This window comes from Idiomarina abyssalis (assembly GCF_019797805.1).
Taxonomy (GTDB): Bacteria; Pseudomonadota; Gammaproteobacteria; order Enterobacterales; family Alteromonadaceae; genus Idiomarina; species Idiomarina abyssalis.
Genome location: NZ_CP081832.1, coordinates 1979227 through 1997859, shown reverse-complemented (window position 1 = coordinate 1997859; position 18633 = coordinate 1979227). Strand labels below are relative to the sequence as shown.

The 18633-nt window shown below is 48.0% G+C and carries 19 protein-coding genes; 15 read left to right on the top strand and 4 right to left on the bottom strand.

Translation table 11 applies throughout. The features are described 5' to 3' along the window. Positions 1–20 precede the first annotated feature (20 nt). Positions 21–845: an Hsp33 family molecular chaperone HslO gene (hslO, locus tag K5X84_RS09650; RefSeq protein ID WP_222235699.1), complete on the bottom strand. Its 825-nt coding sequence runs from the start codon at positions 843–845 to the stop codon at positions 21–23. A gap of 29 nt (positions 846–874) precedes the next feature. Further along, positions 875–1276, bottom strand: a complete 402-nt coding sequence (gene hslR, locus K5X84_RS09645; protein WP_222235698.1) for a ribosome-associated heat shock protein Hsp15 — start codon at positions 1274–1276, stop codon at positions 875–877. Positions 1277–1426: 150 nt separating this feature from the next. Between hslR and gspC the strand changes: the two genes are divergently transcribed. The 13 genes from gspC to K5X84_RS09580 all read left to right on the top strand — a co-directional run bounded on the left by gspC (position 1427) and on the right by K5X84_RS09580 (position 13519). Then, entirely contained in the window at positions 1427–2317 is an 891-nt protein-coding gene (gspC, locus tag K5X84_RS09640; protein ID WP_222235697.1) for a type II secretion system protein GspC, read from the top strand. A gap of 1 nt (position 2318) precedes the next feature. Then, the gene (gspD, locus tag K5X84_RS09635) at positions 2319–4409 is read left to right on the top strand and encodes a type II secretion system secretin GspD (protein WP_054489315.1); all 2091 of its coding nucleotides are present in this window, start codon (positions 2319–2321) and stop codon (positions 4407–4409) included. Beyond that, positions 4402–5886 (top strand): type II secretion system ATPase GspE, encoded by a 1485-nt coding sequence (gspE, locus tag K5X84_RS09630; RefSeq protein ID WP_222235696.1) that lies wholly within the window; start codon positions 4402–4404, stop codon positions 5884–5886. The genes gspD and gspE overlap by 8 nt, the downstream gene beginning before the upstream one ends. Before the next feature lie 3 nt (positions 5887–5889). Beyond that, positions 5890–7116: a type II secretion system inner membrane protein GspF gene (gspF, locus tag K5X84_RS09625; RefSeq protein WP_054489312.1), complete on the top strand. Its 1227-nt coding sequence runs from the start codon at positions 5890–5892 to the stop codon at positions 7114–7116. A gap of 2 nt (positions 7117–7118) precedes the next feature. Then, a complete protein-coding gene (gspG, locus tag K5X84_RS09620; protein ID WP_054489310.1) occupies positions 7119–7556 on the top strand; it encodes a type II secretion system major pseudopilin GspG in 438 nt (145 codons plus the stop codon). Beyond that, complete coding sequence (gspH, locus tag K5X84_RS09615) at positions 7531–8097, top strand: type II secretion system minor pseudopilin GspH (protein ID WP_244994779.1); 567 nt, start codon at positions 7531–7533, stop codon at positions 8095–8097. Before gspG ends, gspH begins: the two co-directional genes overlap by 26 nt. A gap of 2 nt (positions 8098–8099) precedes the next feature. Further along, positions 8100–8492, top strand: coding sequence for a type II secretion system minor pseudopilin GspI (gene gspI, locus K5X84_RS09610; RefSeq protein ID WP_222235695.1), 393 nt, complete (start codon positions 8100–8102; stop codon positions 8490–8492). Then, positions 8482–9165, top strand: a complete 684-nt coding sequence (gene gspJ, locus K5X84_RS09605) for a type II secretion system minor pseudopilin GspJ (protein ID WP_199495129.1) — start codon at positions 8482–8484, stop codon at positions 9163–9165. The genes gspI and gspJ overlap by 11 nt, the downstream gene beginning before the upstream one ends. Continuing rightward, positions 9155–10141 (top strand): type II secretion system minor pseudopilin GspK, encoded by a 987-nt coding sequence (gspK, locus tag K5X84_RS09600; RefSeq protein WP_054489302.1) that lies wholly within the window; start codon positions 9155–9157, stop codon positions 10139–10141. Before gspJ ends, gspK begins: the two co-directional genes overlap by 11 nt. Before the next feature lie 3 nt (positions 10142–10144). Then, the gene (gspL, locus tag K5X84_RS09595; protein ID WP_222235694.1) at positions 10145–11365 is read left to right on the top strand and encodes a type II secretion system protein GspL; all 1221 of its coding nucleotides are present in this window, start codon (positions 10145–10147) and stop codon (positions 11363–11365) included. Continuing rightward, on the top strand, positions 11362–11880 hold the full coding sequence (gspM, locus tag K5X84_RS09590; protein WP_222235693.1) for a type II secretion system protein GspM: 519 nt from the start codon (positions 11362–11364) through the stop codon (positions 11878–11880). Before gspL ends, gspM begins: the two co-directional genes overlap by 4 nt. Then, positions 11877–12623, top strand: coding sequence for a type II secretion system protein N (locus K5X84_RS09585; RefSeq protein ID WP_054489296.1), 747 nt, complete (start codon positions 11877–11879; stop codon positions 12621–12623). The genes gspM and K5X84_RS09585 overlap by 4 nt, the downstream gene beginning before the upstream one ends. A 77-nt stretch (positions 12624–12700) precedes the next feature. After that, positions 12701–13519 carry a mechanosensitive ion channel domain-containing protein gene (locus tag K5X84_RS09580; protein WP_222235692.1) on the top strand — a complete coding sequence of 273 codons (819 nt, stop codon included), beginning with the start codon at positions 12701–12703 and terminating at the stop codon, positions 13517–13519. Between the two features lie 48 nt (positions 13520–13567). On the opposite strand, the gene K5X84_RS09575 is transcribed toward K5X84_RS09580, so the two are convergent. Both K5X84_RS09575 and K5X84_RS09570 read right to left on the bottom strand, forming a co-directional pair. After that, complete coding sequence (locus K5X84_RS09575) at positions 13568–14836, bottom strand: O-acetylhomoserine aminocarboxypropyltransferase/cysteine synthase family protein (RefSeq protein WP_222235691.1); 1269 nt, start codon at positions 14834–14836, stop codon at positions 13568–13570. Further along, positions 14833–15741, bottom strand: coding sequence for an alpha/beta fold hydrolase (locus tag K5X84_RS09570; RefSeq protein ID WP_222235690.1), 909 nt, complete (start codon positions 15739–15741; stop codon positions 14833–14835). Before K5X84_RS09570 ends, K5X84_RS09575 begins: the two co-directional genes overlap by 4 nt. A 154-nt stretch (positions 15742–15895) precedes the next feature. Here K5X84_RS09570 and xseA point away from each other — a divergent pair, with 154 nt between their 5' ends. Together xseA and K5X84_RS09560 are read left to right on the top strand one after the other, a co-directional pair. Further along, complete coding sequence (xseA, locus tag K5X84_RS09565; RefSeq protein WP_222235689.1) at positions 15896–17206, top strand: exodeoxyribonuclease VII large subunit; 1311 nt, start codon at positions 15896–15898, stop codon at positions 17204–17206. A gap of 75 nt (positions 17207–17281) precedes the next feature. Continuing rightward, positions 17282–18589 (top strand): alkaline phosphatase, encoded by a 1308-nt coding sequence (locus K5X84_RS09560; RefSeq protein WP_222235688.1) that lies wholly within the window; start codon positions 17282–17284, stop codon positions 18587–18589. Positions 18590–18633 lie beyond the last annotated feature (44 nt).

The following is an 18633-nucleotide window of genomic DNA, read 5'->3' as shown; positions in this document are numbered from 1 at the left end:
ACTGCAGGCTTTTTTATTGATTAATTGAAGTCTGAAGGCGCAAAGCGATATTCCGTCAGGCAATAATCGCAAGTCATGACAATTTCACCCTCCTGCGCCAAAATTTCCTGAATTTCTTCAGGGCTTACTGACGCCAAAGCTTCTAATGTTCGTTCACGCGAACAACCACAAACAAAGCTGACACCTTGTGATGGGTACAGATGGACTTTTTCTTCGTGATAAAGGCGATGCAACAACTCTTCAGCAGGCAAGGTATAAATTTCTTTTGCCGTAATAGTGTCGGTCAGAGTTGCCAGGTGCTCAAAGCCGCTTAAGTCCTTTCCGGTAGCGGGTAAGCGCTGCAGTAACATGCCGGCAGCATGCTCGCCGTCGGCGTATAACCAGACCCGGGTGTGCAGCTGTTCTGACTGTTCAAAGTAGTTTTCCAGCATGGTGGCAATTGAGTCGGCGTCTGCACTTACGACACCCTGATAGCGCTCACCGGTATCCGGCGTTAAAGTGATAACAAGCTGTCCTTTGCCTATCATTGAGCGCAGATCTGTAGCTCCAAGCTCGCTTTTTAAGCGTGCAATGCCCCGGAGTTCCTGATTATGGTTACCATTAACTGCAATAAAATTAAGTGGTCCATCACCCTGAAGCTGAACGGCTATGTGGCCGTTAAATTTTAATGTTGCCGTCAGTAAGGATACTGCCGCCATCATCTGCCCCAGTAACTCCTGAACCGGTGCCGGGTAATCGTGACCACGAATTAAGGTTTGGTAACTGCTGGTCAACTGAACGAGTTCACCGCGCACATCGTGCTCTTCAAAGGTGTAACGTGACAATTGATCAGTTGGGTATTCCATGGGCACTCCTATTTATCGACGACAGGGGCTTACTCGCCGCTATCTTTCATTCTGATAAGTTGACGGCGCTGTTTCTTATCCGGCCGTCCTTCCGGGTGCGGATTATACAACGCATTAAGCTTTCTTGCTTCAGCATTTTGTTCGCGCTTTTCAACGCTTTCTGCGGTTTCCTGATAGAGCAGCTGAGCTTCACTTGCGCCGCGACGTTGCTCACTTAAAGCCATTACTTCCACTTCTTTGGTATCAAAGCCCTGGCGCAAAGTAATAACAGCACCCACCTGTACAATTTTTGAAGGCTTGCTACGCTGTCCCTCATAATGTACTTTGCCTGACTGAACCATTTGCCGGGCAAGTGCTCTGGTCTTATAAAACCGGGCTGCCCATAGCCATTTATCAAGGCGAATAGAGTTCTCTTTTCGATTTCTTGTCATAAAAACGCAACGAATTCGTTATAAACTTTGTGTTAATCGATTGTTGACTCATGTTGCCTGCGCTAGAATGCATGAATCGTCTTTTGTCAGTGTAACAAGAATAAGAATAAAGTGACTGTCCGACTCAAACAAATATTTACAGATCCTCAAATGTGGCGCAGATTAATGCAGGCGCTCACGGCATTCGCGTGGTTTTTGGTCGCAGTACTACTGGCGCGTTTTACCTGGTCTTTAATTAATCCGGCAGAACCGGAGGGGACTGCGGTTCTGCCTAAAGTGACGGTTGACGTTGCGGACAACCGGAATACTGACTTAAGTAGCTTAAAATCATTAAACTTATTCGGTGCCGCTGAGCGAAATGACCGTTCAACGAATACCCGTAACGCACCAAAAACATCATTAAACGTGCGCTTAATTGGGGTTTCTGCCAGCTCTAATCCAGAGCGTTCAGCCGCTATTATCCAGCAAGGAACTAAGCAACAAACCTATGTTATTGGTGAGAACCTTGGTAGCTCATCTGTCACTGTTGAAGAAATTCATGCTGACCGTGTCATTCTTGATAATAACGGACGTTTAGAAACTCTTGAAATGGAAGACATTGGCGAAGATAGACCGGCACTGTCGCTGGTTATTGATGGTTCAGGAAATGGTGACGGGGCTTTGGTCCCGGAAGATGACGAAGGTGCTAATGCTGATGAAAGCAACTTGCCAGACGATGCGAGTGTTGAGGAGCAGTTGGCTCAGGTTGCCAATAACCCGTCTTCTCTACTGGATTACGTGAGTATTTCACCGGTGCAGGCGGATGGTGAACTCAAAGGGTATAAATTAAATTCGGGTAAAAACCCTGAATTGTTTCGAGACGCAGGTTTTCAAAACGGTGACTTAGCAGTAGCCATTAATGGCTATGACCTGACCGATATGGAGCAAGCAATGCTGGCCAGTCAGGAACTCTCAGAGCAAAAGCAAGTCAGTATCGAAATTGAGCGCGACGGTGAACGCATGGAGCTGTCGTTTGAGCTACCGGTAAAACAGGATAATTAATATGAACGTGGCAAAGAGTGGCTTAAAAGCATGGCTGGGAGCCTTAGGGATAACTTTAACCCTTATGAGCTCGCCATTAAGCAGCGAAGAGTATGCCGCTAGTTTCAAAAATACCGACATCAACGAATTCATTCAGGTGGTTGGACGTAACCTCGAGAAGACCATCATTATCGATCCAAACGTCAGAGGCAAAATTGATGTCCGCAGCTACGATGTCATGAATGAAGAGCAGTACTATCAGTTTTTCCTGAATGTGCTTGAAGTTTATGGTTTTGCTGTGGTCGAAATGGAATCTGGCGTGTTGAAAGTGATTCGTGACAAAGACGCAAAAACCTCGTCTCTGCCTGTGTTGGACAGAGATACCCGCGGCTCGGGCGACACTATGGTAACTCGTGTTGTGCCGGTAGAGAATGTATCAGTGCGTGAGTTGGCTCCTTTGCTTCGCCAGTTGAATGATCAAAGCGGGGGCGGCATGGTCGTCAGCTATGACCCTTCTAACGTGATTATGATGACCGGCCGTTCAGAAACGGTGCAACGTTTAGTCGAGATTATTGAGCGAGTGGATCAGGCCGGCGATCAGGATGTTGACATGGTCAGCCTGGAATACGCTTCTGCGAGTGAAATAGTGCGCATTGCTCAGTCGCTTTATGAAAAAAATAATGAGGGTGTGCCAGCTTTATTGATCCCGAAAATTGTTGCCGATGAGCGCAGTAACAGTGTCATTGTGAGTGGTGAGCCTCGTGCCCGCTCTCGCGTAGTGAAACTGATTAAACAACTGGACCAGGACTTAAAAACCGAAGGAAACACACGGGTTTTCTATTTGAAATATGCCAAAGCTCCCGAGGTTGTTGAAGTATTAAAGAACGTTAGTAGCTCTATTCAGGCGGAAGTAGAGCAGCAAACAAGCACCGGAAATAACAGTCAGCGTCGCCGTAGCAGCGGTAATGAAACGGTTAGTATCAGCCCGCACGAACCGACTAACTCGGTTGTTATTACAGCGCAAAAAGACATGCTGGCGTCACTGGAAAAGGTGATTCGGGAGTTAGATATTCGCCGCGCCCAAGTTCAGGTTGAAGCCATTATTGTCGAAATTATGGAAGGCGATAGCGTTGATTTTGGAGTGCAATGGATTAGCGAAGATGGCGGCATGGTGCAGTACAACAATGGTAACCAGGTTCCCATTGGCAGTTTGGCGGCTGGGGCTTATCAGGCTCGTGAAAGGCCAGGAACCACCACCACTCGTATAACGGACGGCGGTGTCGAAGTTACGACGACAGAACCCGACGAGCCAGGCGATATTTCGTTGTTGGCGAATTTACTCGGATCGGTAAACGGGATGATGTTCGGTACAATTCAGAATGATTGGGCTGCTGTCGTACAGGCCGTCACTCAGGATACTCGTTCCAATATTCTGGCAACGCCCAGCATTGTCACAGTGGACAACGAGGAAGCAAGTTTTCTGGTTGGTCAGGAAGTACCGACTATTAGTGGCTCAACTACTGGCGATAACAATGACAACCCATTCCAGACAGTTGATCGCACCGAGATAGGTATTAAATTAAAAGTTACCCCTCAGATTAACGAAGGGGATGCTGTGCAAATGACCATTGAGCAGGAAGTTTCCAGCTTGAGCGGTGCTACAGCGGTTGACGTTATTATTAATAAACGTGAACTGAAAACGACAGTGATGGCTGACGATGGCGAAACCATTGTACTTGGCGGTCTGATTGATGAAGACGTGCAGGAGTCGGTATCCAAAGTTCCTCTATTGGGTGATATTCCTATTTTGGGTAAGTTATTCAGTTCAACATCAACTTCTAAGCAAAAGCGAAATTTGATGGTGTTTATTCGCCCGACAATTGTGCGTGACGGTAACCGTATGCGAGATTTGAGCTCGGCCAAGTACAACTACATCAGGGCTTTGCAACTGGATGAACGCTCACGCGGCATTTCATTGATGCCAACTGAGGAAACGCCTTTACTTAATGACTGGGACAACAAACTGACATTACCTCCTGGATTTGATGAGTATCTGGAGAAGAAGGGTAAGGAAAGCAGCGACGACAAAAACAATGAGTCGACAAATGACTGAAGCTAGTGCCATTGCAACAACCCGCCTGCCTTTTGGCTTCGCTAAGCGTTTTGGCGTGGTCGTGGAGCATGGCGAACCCATGATTCTGCATTGTCGCGCCGGTATTTCTGCTGCAGCACTAAAAGAAGTAAGGCGTGCGATGGGACAGCCGGTAACCATAAAAGAGCACGCCGCCAGTGACTTTGAAAGCCTGTTAACTCGTGCTTATCAACGTGACTCATCCGAAGCCAAACAACTGATGGAAGATATTGGCAACGAGTCGGACTTATTTTCACTGGCTGATGAATTGCCGCAAACGGAAGATTTGCTGGAAAGTGAAGACGACGCGCCTATTATTAAGCTCATTAACGCTATGCTGAGTGAGGCGATAAAGGAAGGGGCTTCTGATATTCATATCGAAACCTTCGAGAAAGCCTTATTAATTCGTTTCCGTATTGATGGTGTATTGCGTGAAGTGCTGCGTCCAAACCGCAAGTTGTCGTCGCTGCTGGTGTCACGAATAAAGGTTATGGCGCAGCTGGATATCGCTGAAAAGCGGGTGCCTCAGGATGGCCGTATCTCATTATTAATTGCAGGCCGGGCGGTAGATGTTCGTGTTTCGACCATGCCGTCGAACCATGGTGAGCGGGTGGTACTGCGTTTATTGGATAAAAACAACGCGCGGCTCAATTTAACTGAACTGGGAATGACTGACGAGAACCGGAAAATTTTCCAGGAACTGATTTATAAACCGCACGGTATTATTTTGGTGACTGGCCCTACGGGGTCGGGTAAAAGTACGACCTTGTATGCAGGCCTTAGCGAGATCAACTCAAAAGACCGTAACATTCTGACCGTAGAAGATCCGATAGAATACGCTATTGATGGCATTGGTCAGACTCAGGTTAACCCTCGTGTTGATATGACTTTCGCTCGCGGACTTCGTGCTATTTTGCGGCAGGACCCTGATGTTGTAATGGTCGGGGAAATACGAGACGTTGAAACGGCACAAATTGCTGTTCAGGCGTCCTTAACGGGCCACCTGGTACTTTCTACTTTACACACCAACACCGCTGCAGGTGCTATTACCCGTCTGGAAGACATGGGCGTTGAACCGTTTCTGCTGTCCTCCAGCTTGCTGGCTGTGTTGTCCCAGCGTTTGGTGCGAACACTTTGTACTGAGTGCAAACAGCCGCATGAGCCAGACGACGAAGAAAAAAATATGCTGGGGCTCAGTGCCTCAGATAACAGCGTAATTTATCGGGCCGGTAGCTGCGAACGTTGTAATCATACGGGTTACCGTGGGCGGACCGGTATTCATGAATTACTGGTTGTCGATGATCATGTGCGTGAGTTAGTGCACAACGGGCATGGTGAGCAGTCTATTGAAAAGTACATTAGACAGTCGACTCCGGGCATTCGTCAGGATGGTCTGGCAAAAGTACTGAAAGGCAAAACAACGCTGGAAGAAGTGCTGCGGGTTACCCGCGAGGAGTAAAGGGTGGCAGCATTTGAATACCAGGCTGTTGAAGCTAACGGCAGAAAGAAAAAAGGGGTTTTAGAAGCTGACACTGAGCGTCAGGTGCGCCAGTTGCTGCGAGAGCAGGGCTTAATGCCATTGAGCATAGCCCCCGCAGCTGATCAGGACAGAAAGAAAACCTTAACGCCGCGTTTCGGCTTGCCTCAACGTAAAGTTAAAGCTCAGGATTTAGCGCTTATAACCCGTCAGTTGTCTACGCTGGTGGGTTCTGCACTTCCTATTGAACAGGCACTGCTGGCTGTTGCGGATCAAACCGAGAAGCCACGACTTAAAAAGCTGCTAATGTCAGTAAGAAGTAAAGTCGTTGAAGGTTACGGGCTGGCCGAAGCCATGTCTGAGTTTCCCGGGGTATTTGACTCCTTATATACAGCCATGGTGGCTGCCGGGGAAAAGTCCGGGCATTTAGACACCGTACTGGATGAACTGGCGAACTATACCGAGCAGCGGCAGCACATGAAAAGCCAGTTGACTCAGGCGCTTATCTATCCGCTCATGCTGACTTTGGTTGCAGTTGGTATTGTTGTCTTTCTGTTGGTGTCTATTGTGCCGCAGATAGTGGATAACTTCTCTACTATGGGACAGGAATTGCCCCCTACAACACTGGCGATGATAGCCATAAGTGAGTTCTTGCAGAACTGGGGGCTGTGGTTGTTAATAGCTATCGCCTTAGTTTTGGTGGCTTTTAATCAGTGGCTGCGAAACGAAAAAAACCGCCTGAAATATCATCGTCGACTGTTAAAACTTCCTATGCTGGGTAAGGTCATAAGAGGGGTGAGTACGGCGCGTTTTGCCAGAACACTCAGTATTTTGACTTCTTCTGCTGTTCCGCTGCTTGACGGCTTGCGCATTACATCGTCAGTGATAGGCAATTTAGCCATACGGCAGGCTGTCGATGAAGCTGCTGACCGTGTGCGCGAGGGCTCTTCAATGCGAGGTGCGCTGCAGGAAACCGGGTTATTTCCACCTATGATGCTGCATATGATAGCGGCTGGGGAGAAGTCAGGTGAACTGGAGCAGATGCTGAAACGCTCGGCAGATAACCAGGATAAAGAGTTTGAGAATTTGGTATCGGTCAGTTTAAAGGTATTCGAGCCGGTGCTCATTGTGACTATGGCCGGTATCGTATTCTTTATTGTGCTGTCTATCATTCAACCCATTTTACAATTAAATAATAGTGTAGGGCTTTAGCTATGAGACGTAATCAATCAGGTTTTTCATTAGTCGAAGTAATGGTCGTTATTGCCATTATCGGTATTCTGGCGACTATGGTGCTACCCAATGTTCTGGGCAATCAGGAAAAAGCGAATGAACAAAAAGTTATCGCTGACATTGTTGCTTTAGAAAATGCATTGGCACAGTATCACCTCGACAACGGCATGTTCCCAACGACTGAGCAAGGCCTTGAAGCTTTAGTTAACGAACCGAACTTAGATCCTCAGCCGCGCAGTTATCGTCGTGGTGGTTATATCCGCCGGTTACCACAAGACCCCTATGGTAATGACTATCTGTTATTGAACCCGGGCCAGTATGACGACGTTGATATTTTCTCGCCGGGTCCTGATGGGCAGCCGGGCACTGATGATGACTTCGGCAGCTGGATGATTGGCAACAACGACCGTGATCAATAAGCGTCGTCAATTTGGTTTTACCTTAATTGAAGTCATGCTGGTGATGGCCATCCTGGGCCTTATCGCCAGCGCTGTTGTGTTTACCCTGCCAGGCGGTGAGCGTGGCGGAGACTCTCCTCATAACGCTGCTGTTGCGTTACGTCAGCAGCTTAACTACGCACGCGAATATGCCATGGTCAGGCAGCAACCTGTTGGTCTCAAGTTTCATGAGGACGGATATCGTTTTTTATTCTGGCAGGACGAACAATGGAAAGAGAAGAGTCCCCGCGGTTTGCGGGCCCAGAAGACCGAATGGCCAATGCGCTGGGAGTTTACCAGTCGGGGTATAGCCATACTTGAGCAAAGTGAGTCCTTAGAGAGTGGCCTATTCGCGGATGAAAGTGACGATGACAGTCTGGTTCCCGATATTCTGATTCTTCCAAGCGGCGAGATGACATTGTTTAGTGTTCATATCGAGCATTTAAACGAGCCTGAAGCGGAACGCTGGCTGATTGCACAAAACAGTTGGTTAATCAGTATCTCCGAAGAGGCTCCGGAGTAGTTATGCGGCTAATGCGAGGGTTTACATTAATTGAAGTCATGGTCGCTTTATCGGTTTTTAGTCTGGCCGCTTTGGCGGCGTTACAAGCGGCCAGTGGACATTTGACCGGGTTAAGTGCCCTGCAGGATAAAACCTTCGCACAGTATGTGGCTTCTAACCGTCTGGCTGAGCTTTCTATTGAAAACAACTGGCCGCTGGAAAACGGGCGAAAAGGCCAGCAAGAACAAGCTGACATTACCTGGTACTGGCAACAACAAGTGACCGAAACCGTAACGCCAAATGTGGTTGCGGTAACGATAAAAGTGATGAAGAGCGAAAACGGCCGTGAACACTTTCGGCTAACCCGTTACGTGCGTAAACCGGATTCAGCGGGGGAGTCTCGCAATGGTCGCTAACTCTGCAAACAGAGGGTTCACCTTAGTTGAGGTGTTGGTCACCATGGTGATATTCGCCATCATCGGTATTGCGAGTTTTCAAGTGCTGAACCAAATGGTCAGCACAGAAGAGCAATCGCAGAAACAACGTGATCAGCTAGAGCGTTTGCAGTTTAGTCAGTTGCTGATGCAGCAGGATATTCGCCAAATGGTCGCTAAACCGACGCGGCCATCGGCTATGGAAATTACGCATCAGTATTTAAGTAACGACCCAAGATACTTTGAATCAGACGGCGGCGTGCTGGCGTTTGTCAGAAGCGGTTTTGATAACCCCGGCTATATTCTGCCGCGCAGCGAATTGCAGCCGGTGGTTTACCGCCTATGGGAGGGTGACTTACAGCGCGTTACCGAGACATTTGTTAATGATCGCTCATCAGAGCCGTCAATTCAGACGTTATTAGAAGATGTGAATGAACTCTCTTTTCGGTTTTATCGCAGTGAGACCGGGAGTCGCTCCAATCAGGACACAGAAGAAGGCTGGAGCGATAGCTGGGAGAGTGCAGGTGACTTACCTCAGGCGGTTGAAGTTACCATTGGCAGTGAAAACTTTGGCACCATTAGGCGGGTGTTTCTGATTGCTGGTGTTGGTCAGTTAGCAGTTGATGACTCTGAGGGGGATCGAGGTGCCAACTAACTTAACCCGGTCGTCGCAAAAGGGAGCGGCACTGATAACCGTCCTGCTGGTCATTGCTTTAGTATCGGTTATTGCCGTCAACTTAGGTGGCAAACTACAGTTGCAAATAACCCGTATGGGAAATCTGCAACAAGCTGAGCAGGGCTACTGGATGTGGCTAAGCGCCGAAGATGTTTTAAAAGAAGTGCTTAAAACAGAGCTCGATGAGAATGATGGTGTCGCCCATAGTGAACAAAACTGGGCGGGTCGCAATGGGCCTTTCCCTGTCGAGGGCGGCCAAATCGCCGCACGAGTAAATGACTTGTACAGCTGCTTTAATCTAAACAGTTTGAGTGCTGACGCGGAAGATCCAGGCACACTGGAAAAGCGCAAACGGCAATATAAAGCCTTGTTACAGGCATTAGATATTGATAATTATCAGGCCGAAATTTTGACCGACAGTCTGGTAGACTGGATAGATGAAGATAGCGAGTTATCGGGAAGCAATGGTGCAGAAGATCCAGACTACGAAAGCTTACCTAAGCCCTATCTTGCAGCAAATAGTCACTTGCTGGACTTGAGTGAGCTAAGAATGGTACGCGGTTACAGTGCTAAAATTGTTAATAAACTGAAGCCCGTTGTTTGTGTTATTCCTAATGAATCTGAATTAAAAATAAATATAAATACACTGGAACAAGAGCAGGCAGCGGTACTGACGGGCGTGACAGAAGGTAAGTTGTCAATTGCTGATGCTATGTCGCTTTTGGCCAATAGGCCGGAGCAGGGCTACGAGTCGGATGAAGAGTTAACCGAATTAGCTGAGCTTGAAAATGTTCGTTCTGAACTGGAAAGTGACCTTTCAGAGCTGACGGTAAAAAGCGAGTATTTCCAGCTGGTTGCGATGATCCAGTGGGGTGAAATAGAGATGAGAGCGCGCTCGGTATTACATTTAAACCAAGGTCGAGTACAGACATTGTACCGGGCGATGGGAGATTAGTTTATGCAAGAAACACTGATTCTGCGTTTGCCAGCTTACGGTACGAATGAACCCATACCCTGGCTGGTTTGGCATAAAAATCAGCAGGAGTTAATTGCCAGCGGTAGCCTGAATTCAGTCGATGAGCTTTCTCAGCTCAAAGACAAAGCAGGCCGTTGCGAGGTTGTTGTTGCCTTGCCGGGGCAGGACGTCTTTATGACAAAGGTAACACTGCCTGCGGGTACTAAGAGACACCTGCAACGCATTATTCCTTATGCACTGGAAGAAGAGCTGGCAAGTGACATAGAGCAGCTGCATTTCTCCTGGCCGGACGTAAAAGGAACGGAATTACCTGTCGCCGTAGTCGCAAAAGAGCGAATGGATGAATGGCTAAAACTGTTTTTAGAGGCCGGTATTGACGCTCCTTACTGGGTGCCTGATTGTTTCCTGCTTCCGTATCAGGAAGATGTTTGGCAGGCAATAGAGCTTGGTGACAGCGTTATTGTCAGAACGGGAACCTGGGAAGGTTTTACCGTTGAAAAGGAACAGTTTGCAGAGTTAGCACCGGCCCTTGCTTCAGAGCAGGAAAACCCAACCGAAATTGTTCACTACGGTGAGTTAAACTGGCCTCAGTCTCCGGCACCTTTAACTGCTGCCGATATCGAAGTACCTTTTACTATTGCGGTGCAAAGTCTTGAAACGGGTAATAAGCTTAACCTAAGGCAGGGAAACTACCGCTCACACAGAGCGAAACGTTCAGTAGAGCTTCCCTGGCGGGCTTTTGCCACAGCCGCAAGTGTGCTTTTTGTGTTGGCTATTGTGTTAAATGGTGTGCGTTACTGGCAGCTAAATTCACAAAGCGAAACGTTGAAAGCTCAGGCTGAGCAACTTTATCGGGATGCATTTCCAGGTAATACCCGAATTGTGAATTTGAAAGTTCAATTGCAACGACAGTTAGACGGACTGGGTCTTGGTAATTCAGACCAGGTATCAGTGCTTGCTGTTCTGCAGCAATTAGAACCGGCATTTAAGTCTCAACCTGACTTGCAGCTTGAGCTGTTGCGGTTTCAGAATAACGAATTGCGGTTGCAGGCAACGGCTAAAAGTTTTTCCCAGTTTGAATCTTTCCAGCAAGCCGCAAAGGCAGAAGGCCTGAATATTGAAGCCGGTTCAATGAGTAACCGCGGAGAAACGGTATCAGGCGCATTGACGGTGCAAGTTGAAAGTGGAGGGGCACAGTCATGAACGGACTCAAACGCTACTTAAAGCCTTATCTGGATTTGGGCGCCCAACGCTGGCGCCAGTTTAATCAACGTGAGAAGACGTTGCTGTCTGTATTAGGCGGTGTGCTTTTTATTGCTTTACTGTATTTCGCTGTGTGGCAACCCAGTGCTCAGGCCGTGGCTAATGCCGAGCGCAAGTTAGAGGCTCAACAGCAGCAGTACCAGTGGGTACAGCAAGCTATCGCACGTTATAAAAAGTTAGAGGGTAAAACCGGACAACGAGAAAGCGCGTCTGGTTCAGTGAGTCAACGCATTAACCGTGCTGCTGCAGCGCAAGATATCCAAATAGCGCGTTTGCAGCCTCAGGGTCAGGACTATTTATTGACCGTGGATGAAGTGTCTTTCTCTGACCTGGTAAGTTTTTTGGCTGAATTAGAGCAGCGACAGCAGTTAGTATTGACGTCGGTCGATATTGCGAAATTGAATGCACCCGGACAAGTTAGGCTCCGCAAACTTTTAGTAAGAGAGGCTTCATGAATCTAAAGCGCTGGATACCCTGGTTAGTTGTCGTGTATCTGGTTGCCATGCTGGTTATGTTACCGGCACGAGTGGTTTACTGGTTTCCGCTACCGGATAACATCCGGATATCTCAGGTGAGTGGTAGCTTATGGCAGGGGACTGCCGGACAGGTGGCTGTTGATGACATAGTGCTGAGTAATCTGGCGTGGGATTGGCAAGTCTCGTCTGTGTTGCTGGGCGAGCTTGTGGTGGATGTTAACCTTCCTCAGAACAACAACCCTTTTGCGTTGAACGGTCAATTGCTGGCCGGCTCAACAAAGGTTGGCGCGAAGAATGTAACAGCCAGTGGTGATGTCAACGCGCTATTGCAGCTGGTTGGTACTCGCTTACCGCTAAAAACGGGTGGTAACTGGCGCTTGTCGCTGGACAGCTTTGTGGTCACTGCTCCCGGGCCTGTGCGTTGGTGTGACGAGCTGCAGGGGCAGGCACGAGGAGAACAAATACGCGTATTGGTCAATAACCAATGGCAGTCTCTGGGGGATTTTCCGGTTGAACTCGGCTGTAGTGATAATAATGCCGTTACACTAGCTATGGACGGAAATAATAGTCTGGGGCTGAACTTTAACGGCAGTATTAATAGCCAAAGCTTTAATGCTCAGGGAACGGTTAAACCGACACCAAGAACACCTGAAGGTTTAGCTAGAATGATGGAGTATATGGGGAAACCAGACTCTCAGGGACGTTACTCCTTCCGGTTGTGATCTGACTTGCAGGTCAGTCCGTTTATAATTACTGTAATTAATAACTCGTTTAAGCCTCTGCCTAATAAGGAATTTGTATGGATAACATCGTTCAGTGGATTAATGATAACCAGGATATGCTGATCGGTTTCTCGATTAAGTTTGTTATCGCGATTGCGATACTCATTATCGGTAAAATGGTTGCGAATGCTGTTACCGGTGTAATGACCAAGAACATGCGTAAGCGCGAAGTAGACGGTGCAGTCATCAGCTTTGTGGGTGCGATTCTGAAAACGGTAATATTCATTGCCGCTATTATGATGGCGTTGTCACACGTTGGGGTTGAAACCACTTCCTTTATTGCTATTTTAGGTGCGGCAGGTTTGGCTATTGGTCTTGCTCTGCAGGGGTCTTTGTCAAACATTGCATCGGGCGTTTTACTGATTATGTTCCGTCCTATTCGTGCCGGCGAATATGTAGACGCTGGTGGTGTTTCAGGAACGGTTGAACAAATTAATATTTTTCAGACGATAATGAAAACGCCGGACCGTAAGGTGGTTTTTGTTCCTAACTCTGAAATTATTGGCGGCCCAATCGTCAACTACAACCGCGAAGAGTTGCGCCGTATCGATTTAGTGATTGGTGTTAGTTACAGTGCTAACTTACAGCAAACGAAAAAAGCACTGATGGATGTTATTACCAGCGATGAGCGTGTACTAAAAGATCCTGAACCCGTGGTTACGGTAACTAACCTAGGAAACTCTTCGGTCGACTTTAACGTGCGTCCGTGGACAAAAAATGAAGATTACTGGCCGACCCGCTGGGATCTTCTGGAACGTATTAAAGACCGTCTGGATGAAGAGGGTATTGGCATTCCGTTTCCCCAAATGGACGTTCACCTGAAAAAAGAAGACTAACGTTTTGTTTAAAAAGGCCACTGAAAAGTGGCCTTTTTTTGTACTTAATTAACTCAAAGCTTGTGAGATATCAGCAATAATATCTTCCACATTTTCAATACCCACACATAAGCGTATGGCTTCAGGTTTTACGCCAACCGAGGCTTGCTCTTCCGTTGATAGCTGACGGTGGGTTGTTGATGCAGGGTGGCAGGCCAGTGACTTGGCATCACCGATATTGACCAGACGCTTAAACAGTTTCAGCTTGTCATAAAAAGTCACACCGGCATCGTAGCCACCCTTAACACCAAAGGTTAGTAGCGAAGCCGGTACTGCATTCTTAATGTATTTCTTTGCCAGCCCGTGATTCCGATGTTCTGGTAAAGCTGCAAAGTTAACCCACTCTACCTGAGGATGTGCTTTTAAATATTCAGCCACTTTTAATGCGTTTTCACAATGGCGTTCAATACGTAAAGCCAGAGTCTCCAGCCCCTGCAATAGCAGGAAGGCGTTAAACGGTGACAGGCAGGCCCCGGTATTACGCAGCGCAACGGTTCGCACTCGTGCTATAAATGCGGCGGGGCCAAAAATATCAGTATAAACCACGCCATGATAGGCGGGCTCGGGTGAGCTAAACTGAGGGAAACGCTGTTTTTCCTGAGCCCAGTCGAAACGACCACTGTCAACAATTAGACCGCCAACCGAATTGCCGTGACCACCGATGTATTTCGTTAGCGAGTGAACAACAATATCGGCACCGAAATCAACAGGCTTGCAGAGTATGGGGGTTGCGACTGTATTATCAACGACCAAAGGTACCCCATGTTTATGTGCAACCTGAGCATACCCTTCTAAGTCGGCGATGTTACCGGCAGGATTGCCGATACTTTCGCAGTAAACCGCTTTGGTTTTACTATCAATAAGCTTCGCTATATCTTCAGGCTTGTCGGAGTCGGCGAAACGCACTTCAATACCAAATGATGGCAGCATATGACGGAATAACGTATAAGTTCCGCCGTAAAGCTGTGGTGTAGTGACAATATTGTCGCCCTGACTGGCCAAAGTAATGAGAGCATATTCAATAGCAGCCATGCCTGACCCCACGGCAAGTGCTGCGACACCGTGTTCCAGTTCTGCCACGCGTTTTTCCAGAACATCGTTGGTCGGGTTCATAATGCGCGAGTAGATATTTCCTTCAACCGCTAAATCAAACAGGTCGGCGCCGTGCTGAGCGTTATCAAACTCGTATGACACCGTTTGATAAATGGGCGTTGCTACCGACTTGGTTGTTGGGTCGGTTTCATAGCCATGATGTATGGCCAGTGTTTCGTCTTTCATGCGGACTCCAGTTGAGATTCAGTTAAAAAATGCGTTAAAGCCGATTGGTATTGTTCGACATTTTTAATAAAACCATCGTGACCAAAAGGTGTTTCAATGGTGACTCGACCTGTGTGATTAGGGAGTAATTGCTCCAGCTCCGTGACCAGACTTGGAGGCGCAATAGCATCATTATGAAAGTCGATAAGTTGTACCTTTGCCTGAACCCTGGTTGGATCAATGCTGTAGTCATTCAGTATTGGCGTTAGGTGTGTGAACAGGCTGCGACAGTTATTACCGTTTTGTTTTAACAGCTTTTCTCCCTGATACAGAAGATACTCAAACGCATCGTCGGCGTGGTTAAACCGTTGCTCGAACTCTTCAGCGGTACGGTAACTCAGCATGGCCAGCGCCCGGGCGAGAATAATTCCGGACTGGTCATCACCGCAGCGCTGAATCAATGCTTGTTGAAAATAGCGCAACAGGGCGGAATGAACAGAAGGCTTATGAGCGGCTCCAATAGCTGTCAGATGAGTTAATTCCGTTGGGTGGTCAGCAGCAAACTGAAGCCCCAAAACACCACCAAAAGATCCGCCAACCCAGGCTTGCAGATCAATGGTTTCATCTCGTAGTGCCTGACGTATGGCCTCACTGTGCTGTTGAACCGTTAAAGGAATAGCAGGGCAGTCAGAACCTCCCAACCCGCCAAAGTAATCAAAGCTAATGACTTGTACATCATCGAGATCAGAAAATACCGGGTGAAGTGACTGCCACCAGCCGCTTTTATCCGGCTTCCATAGTCTACCGCTGGCGCTGATGCCCCCTTGTACAACAATTGCAGGCGCACCGGCATTACCATAACGGTAGCCTTTGATGCGTCCGAAGGAGGTCTCTTTGTAAAAACTGCGGGCAACTGGCTGAACCATAGCTAACCTCACGTTGATGAACCATTCCCCGACTGTAATAAATGGATATAAAGCCGTCAAGACATTTAGACGTCTAAATGTAATTGAGCTTATTTTGATATCCATTGAGTGTGGTATGATTTCGCTATTAACTTTAAAGAAAAGAGTGACGTTCATGGTGTATTCGGTCAGCCAGTTAAACATTGAGATTCGGCAACTGTTAGAGCAGGGGTTTGGGCAAATTAGTCTGGTTGGAGAAATCTCAAATTTTGCGGCACCGGGCTCCGGACATTGGTACTTCACTTTGAAAGATGAGCGTGCTCAGGTTCGTTGCGCTATGTTCCGCAATGCCAATCAACGCGCTAAAGTTCGACCGCAAAATGGTATGCAGGTTCTGGTGCGGGCCAAGGTCACGGTTTATGAGCCGCGCGGCGACTATCAACTGATTATTGAGCAGGTGGAAGATGCCGGGCAGGGTCTATTACAGCAACGCTATGAGCAATTAAAGGAAAAGCTTTCAGCCGAGGGGCTGTTTGCGCCTGAACGCAAGCGGCCACTGCCCGATCATATTCATAAAGTGGGTGTGCTGACGTCGCCAACGGGTGCTGCAATAAAAGACATATTAGCTGTCATGAAGCGTCGCGACCCTAGCGTTGAAGTCATTATTTATCCTAGTGCCGTTCAGGGTGAAGCGGCGGTACCGCAGTTGCAGGCCATGCTGAAAACCGCTTTTGAACGTAATGAAGTGGATGTGCTTTTAGTCAGCCGTGGTGGTGGTTCACTGGAAGATTTATGGTGCTTCAACGATGAGAATTTTGCGCGCCTTTTGGCCACGGCACCCATGCCAACTATTAGCGCGGTCGGTCATGAAATTGACTTCACCATCTCTGACTTTGTTGCGGATGTCAGAGCTCCGACGCCGTCGGCGGCTGCCGAGCTGGTAACTCGCGACCAGCAGCAACAGCAACAAAAAGCTCAGGCTCTGCAACAACGCTTAGCTCTGGCCCAACAAAGACTGTTACAGCGTTTAAAGCAGCGCTGGCAGTTTCTGCAGACTCGTCTTCAGCAACAGCACCCGCAACGTCAGCTGCAACAACAATCACAATTGGCTGATGAATTGCAGGCTCGAGCCAGCCGTGCACTGCAGAATCGATTAGCACGTCAGCAACAGCGGGTTTCTTACCTGCAAGGCCGATTACAGGCGGTTCACCCGCAAAAGGAGCTACAGCGTTTACACGAAAAGTTGAATCATCAGCAACAGCGTCTGCCATTAGTCATGCAACGGTTGTTAAAAGAGAACAGGGCCCGACAGCAGCAGTTAATGCAGTCGTTAAACCTTGTTAGCCCGCTCAACACACTGGAACGCGGCTACGCAATTGTCCGCACTGAGAGCGGTGACGTTGTTCGCAGCGAGAAACAGGTGAACGTTGGCAGCACAATAGAGGTTAGGCTGGCCGACGGAAGCATTACCGCTAAACGGCAATGATCCTGAGTTTATTGTCATATTCCTGACATCCTGGCTTTGTTATACTGCGCAAGTTATTCAAAAAGGAGTCGTGGTATGAAACTCAAAGCATTAGTGGCTGGTATTGGACTGGCTTTCGCATCCTCTATGGTGCATGCAGAAGAACAGAAGCCAAATATTATCTATATTATTGGCGACGGTATGGGGTTTGAATTTATTACAGCCTACCGTTATGCCATGTCCGATTTAGACAGTAAAACCATTGCTAAAACCGAGTTTGACGCCATGCTGAAAGGCGCGGCAACAACCTATCCAGATGATGATACCTGGGTGACCGATTCGGCAGCCGGTGCAACGGCCCTTGCAACAGGGGTTAAAAGTTACAACGGTGCTATTGGTGTTGACGCTGACAAGTATCCTTTGCAGACGATGATGGAACTGGCACGTGAGAGCGGTTGGTCAACGGGCTCGGTATCGACTTCGCAAGTGAACCATGCCACGCCGGCATCCTTCTTTACTCACCACCCATCGCGCTACGAGTACAACCAAATAGCGGATAAAATTGCGACTCAGGTGGTTGAGGGTGAAGCTTCTTTTGATGTCATGTTAGGTGGTGGACAAAGCTACTTTGACCGTGATGATAAGAACTGGCTGGATATTTTACCGGAACATGGGATGCAAATTGTAACCGACATGGAGCAGTTGGAGTCAGTCGATACGGCACCAGTAATGGGACTTTTTGCTGAGAAAGGTTTGCCTTATGCCATTGATGGTGATGTTGATGCTCTGGCAAATATGACACGCACGGCTTTACGTTTGTTGGATAAAAAGCAGCAGCCTTTCGCGCTAATGATTGAAGGCAGTGAAATAGACTGGTGTGGCCACGCCAATGATATTGCTTGTGCTGTGCACGAAATGGACGGTCTGAACCGGGCACTGCAAGTTGTTCGTGAGTACCGCGAGAATAACCCGAATACTTTGATTGTTATGACGGCAGACCACTCGACCGGTGGGCTGACTATTGGGCGAGATGGCGAGTATGCATGGTATTCTGATCGCGTTATGCAAATTGAAAGCTCAATTGCGCATATGAGTGAAGAGATGCTGAGCATGGACTCTGATAATTGGCCGGAGTACGTTGCGGACAAAGTCAACTTTGAACTCACTCAGGACTATATCGATGAACTCGCTATCGCCGCTGAAGAAGAGGGCGAAGCGCGGGAAGACAGCCTACACCAGGCACTGGTTTATATAACGGCTGATATTACCGGTACCGGCTGGACAACCAGCGGGCATACGGGTGTTGATGTTCCTGTATTTGCCGCAGGTCCTTATAGTGAAAACTTCGGTGGCTATATGGATAACACCGATATTGGTAAAGCACTGATTGAGATTGTTCGTTAAAAGTAGTTAAATCGGTAGTTGTTGATGATGCAGTTTGGGATAAA

Coding starts and splice junctions, on each gene's coding strand:
- hslO (WP_222235699.1), bottom strand. CDS start 845: ATGGAATACCCAACTGATCAATTGTCACGTTACACCTTTGAAGAGCAC.
- hslR (WP_222235698.1), bottom strand. CDS start 1,276: ATGACAAGAAATCGAAAAGAGAACTCTATTCGCCTTGATAAATGGCTA.
- gspC (WP_222235697.1), top strand. CDS start 1,427: ATGTGGCGCAGATTAATGCAGGCGCTCACGGCATTCGCGTGGTTTTTG.
- gspD (WP_054489315.1), top strand. CDS start 2,319: ATGAACGTGGCAAAGAGTGGCTTAAAAGCATGGCTGGGAGCCTTAGGG.
- gspE (WP_222235696.1), top strand. CDS start 4,402: ATGACTGAAGCTAGTGCCATTGCAACAACCCGCCTGCCTTTTGGCTTC.
- gspG (WP_054489310.1), top strand. CDS start 7,119: ATGAGACGTAATCAATCAGGTTTTTCATTAGTCGAAGTAATGGTCGTT.
- gspI (WP_222235695.1), top strand. CDS start 8,100: ATGCGGCTAATGCGAGGGTTTACATTAATTGAAGTCATGGTCGCTTTA.
- gspJ (WP_199495129.1), top strand. CDS start 8,482: ATGGTCGCTAACTCTGCAAACAGAGGGTTCACCTTAGTTGAGGTGTTG.
- gspL (WP_222235694.1), top strand. CDS start 10,145: ATGCAAGAAACACTGATTCTGCGTTTGCCAGCTTACGGTACGAATGAA.
- gspM (WP_222235693.1), top strand. CDS start 11,362: ATGAACGGACTCAAACGCTACTTAAAGCCTTATCTGGATTTGGGCGCC.
- K5X84_RS09585 (WP_054489296.1), top strand. CDS start 11,877: ATGAATCTAAAGCGCTGGATACCCTGGTTAGTTGTCGTGTATCTGGTT.
- K5X84_RS09580 (WP_222235692.1), top strand. CDS start 12,701: ATGGATAACATCGTTCAGTGGATTAATGATAACCAGGATATGCTGATC.
- K5X84_RS09575 (WP_222235691.1), bottom strand. CDS start 14,836: ATGAAAGACGAAACACTGGCCATACATCATGGCTATGAAACCGACCCA.
- K5X84_RS09570 (WP_222235690.1), bottom strand. CDS start 15,741: ATGGTTCAGCCAGTTGCCCGCAGTTTTTACAAAGAGACCTCCTTCGGA.
- xseA (WP_222235689.1), top strand. CDS start 15,896: ATGGTGTATTCGGTCAGCCAGTTAAACATTGAGATTCGGCAACTGTTA.
- K5X84_RS09560 (WP_222235688.1), top strand. CDS start 17,282: ATGAAACTCAAAGCATTAGTGGCTGGTATTGGACTGGCTTTCGCATCC.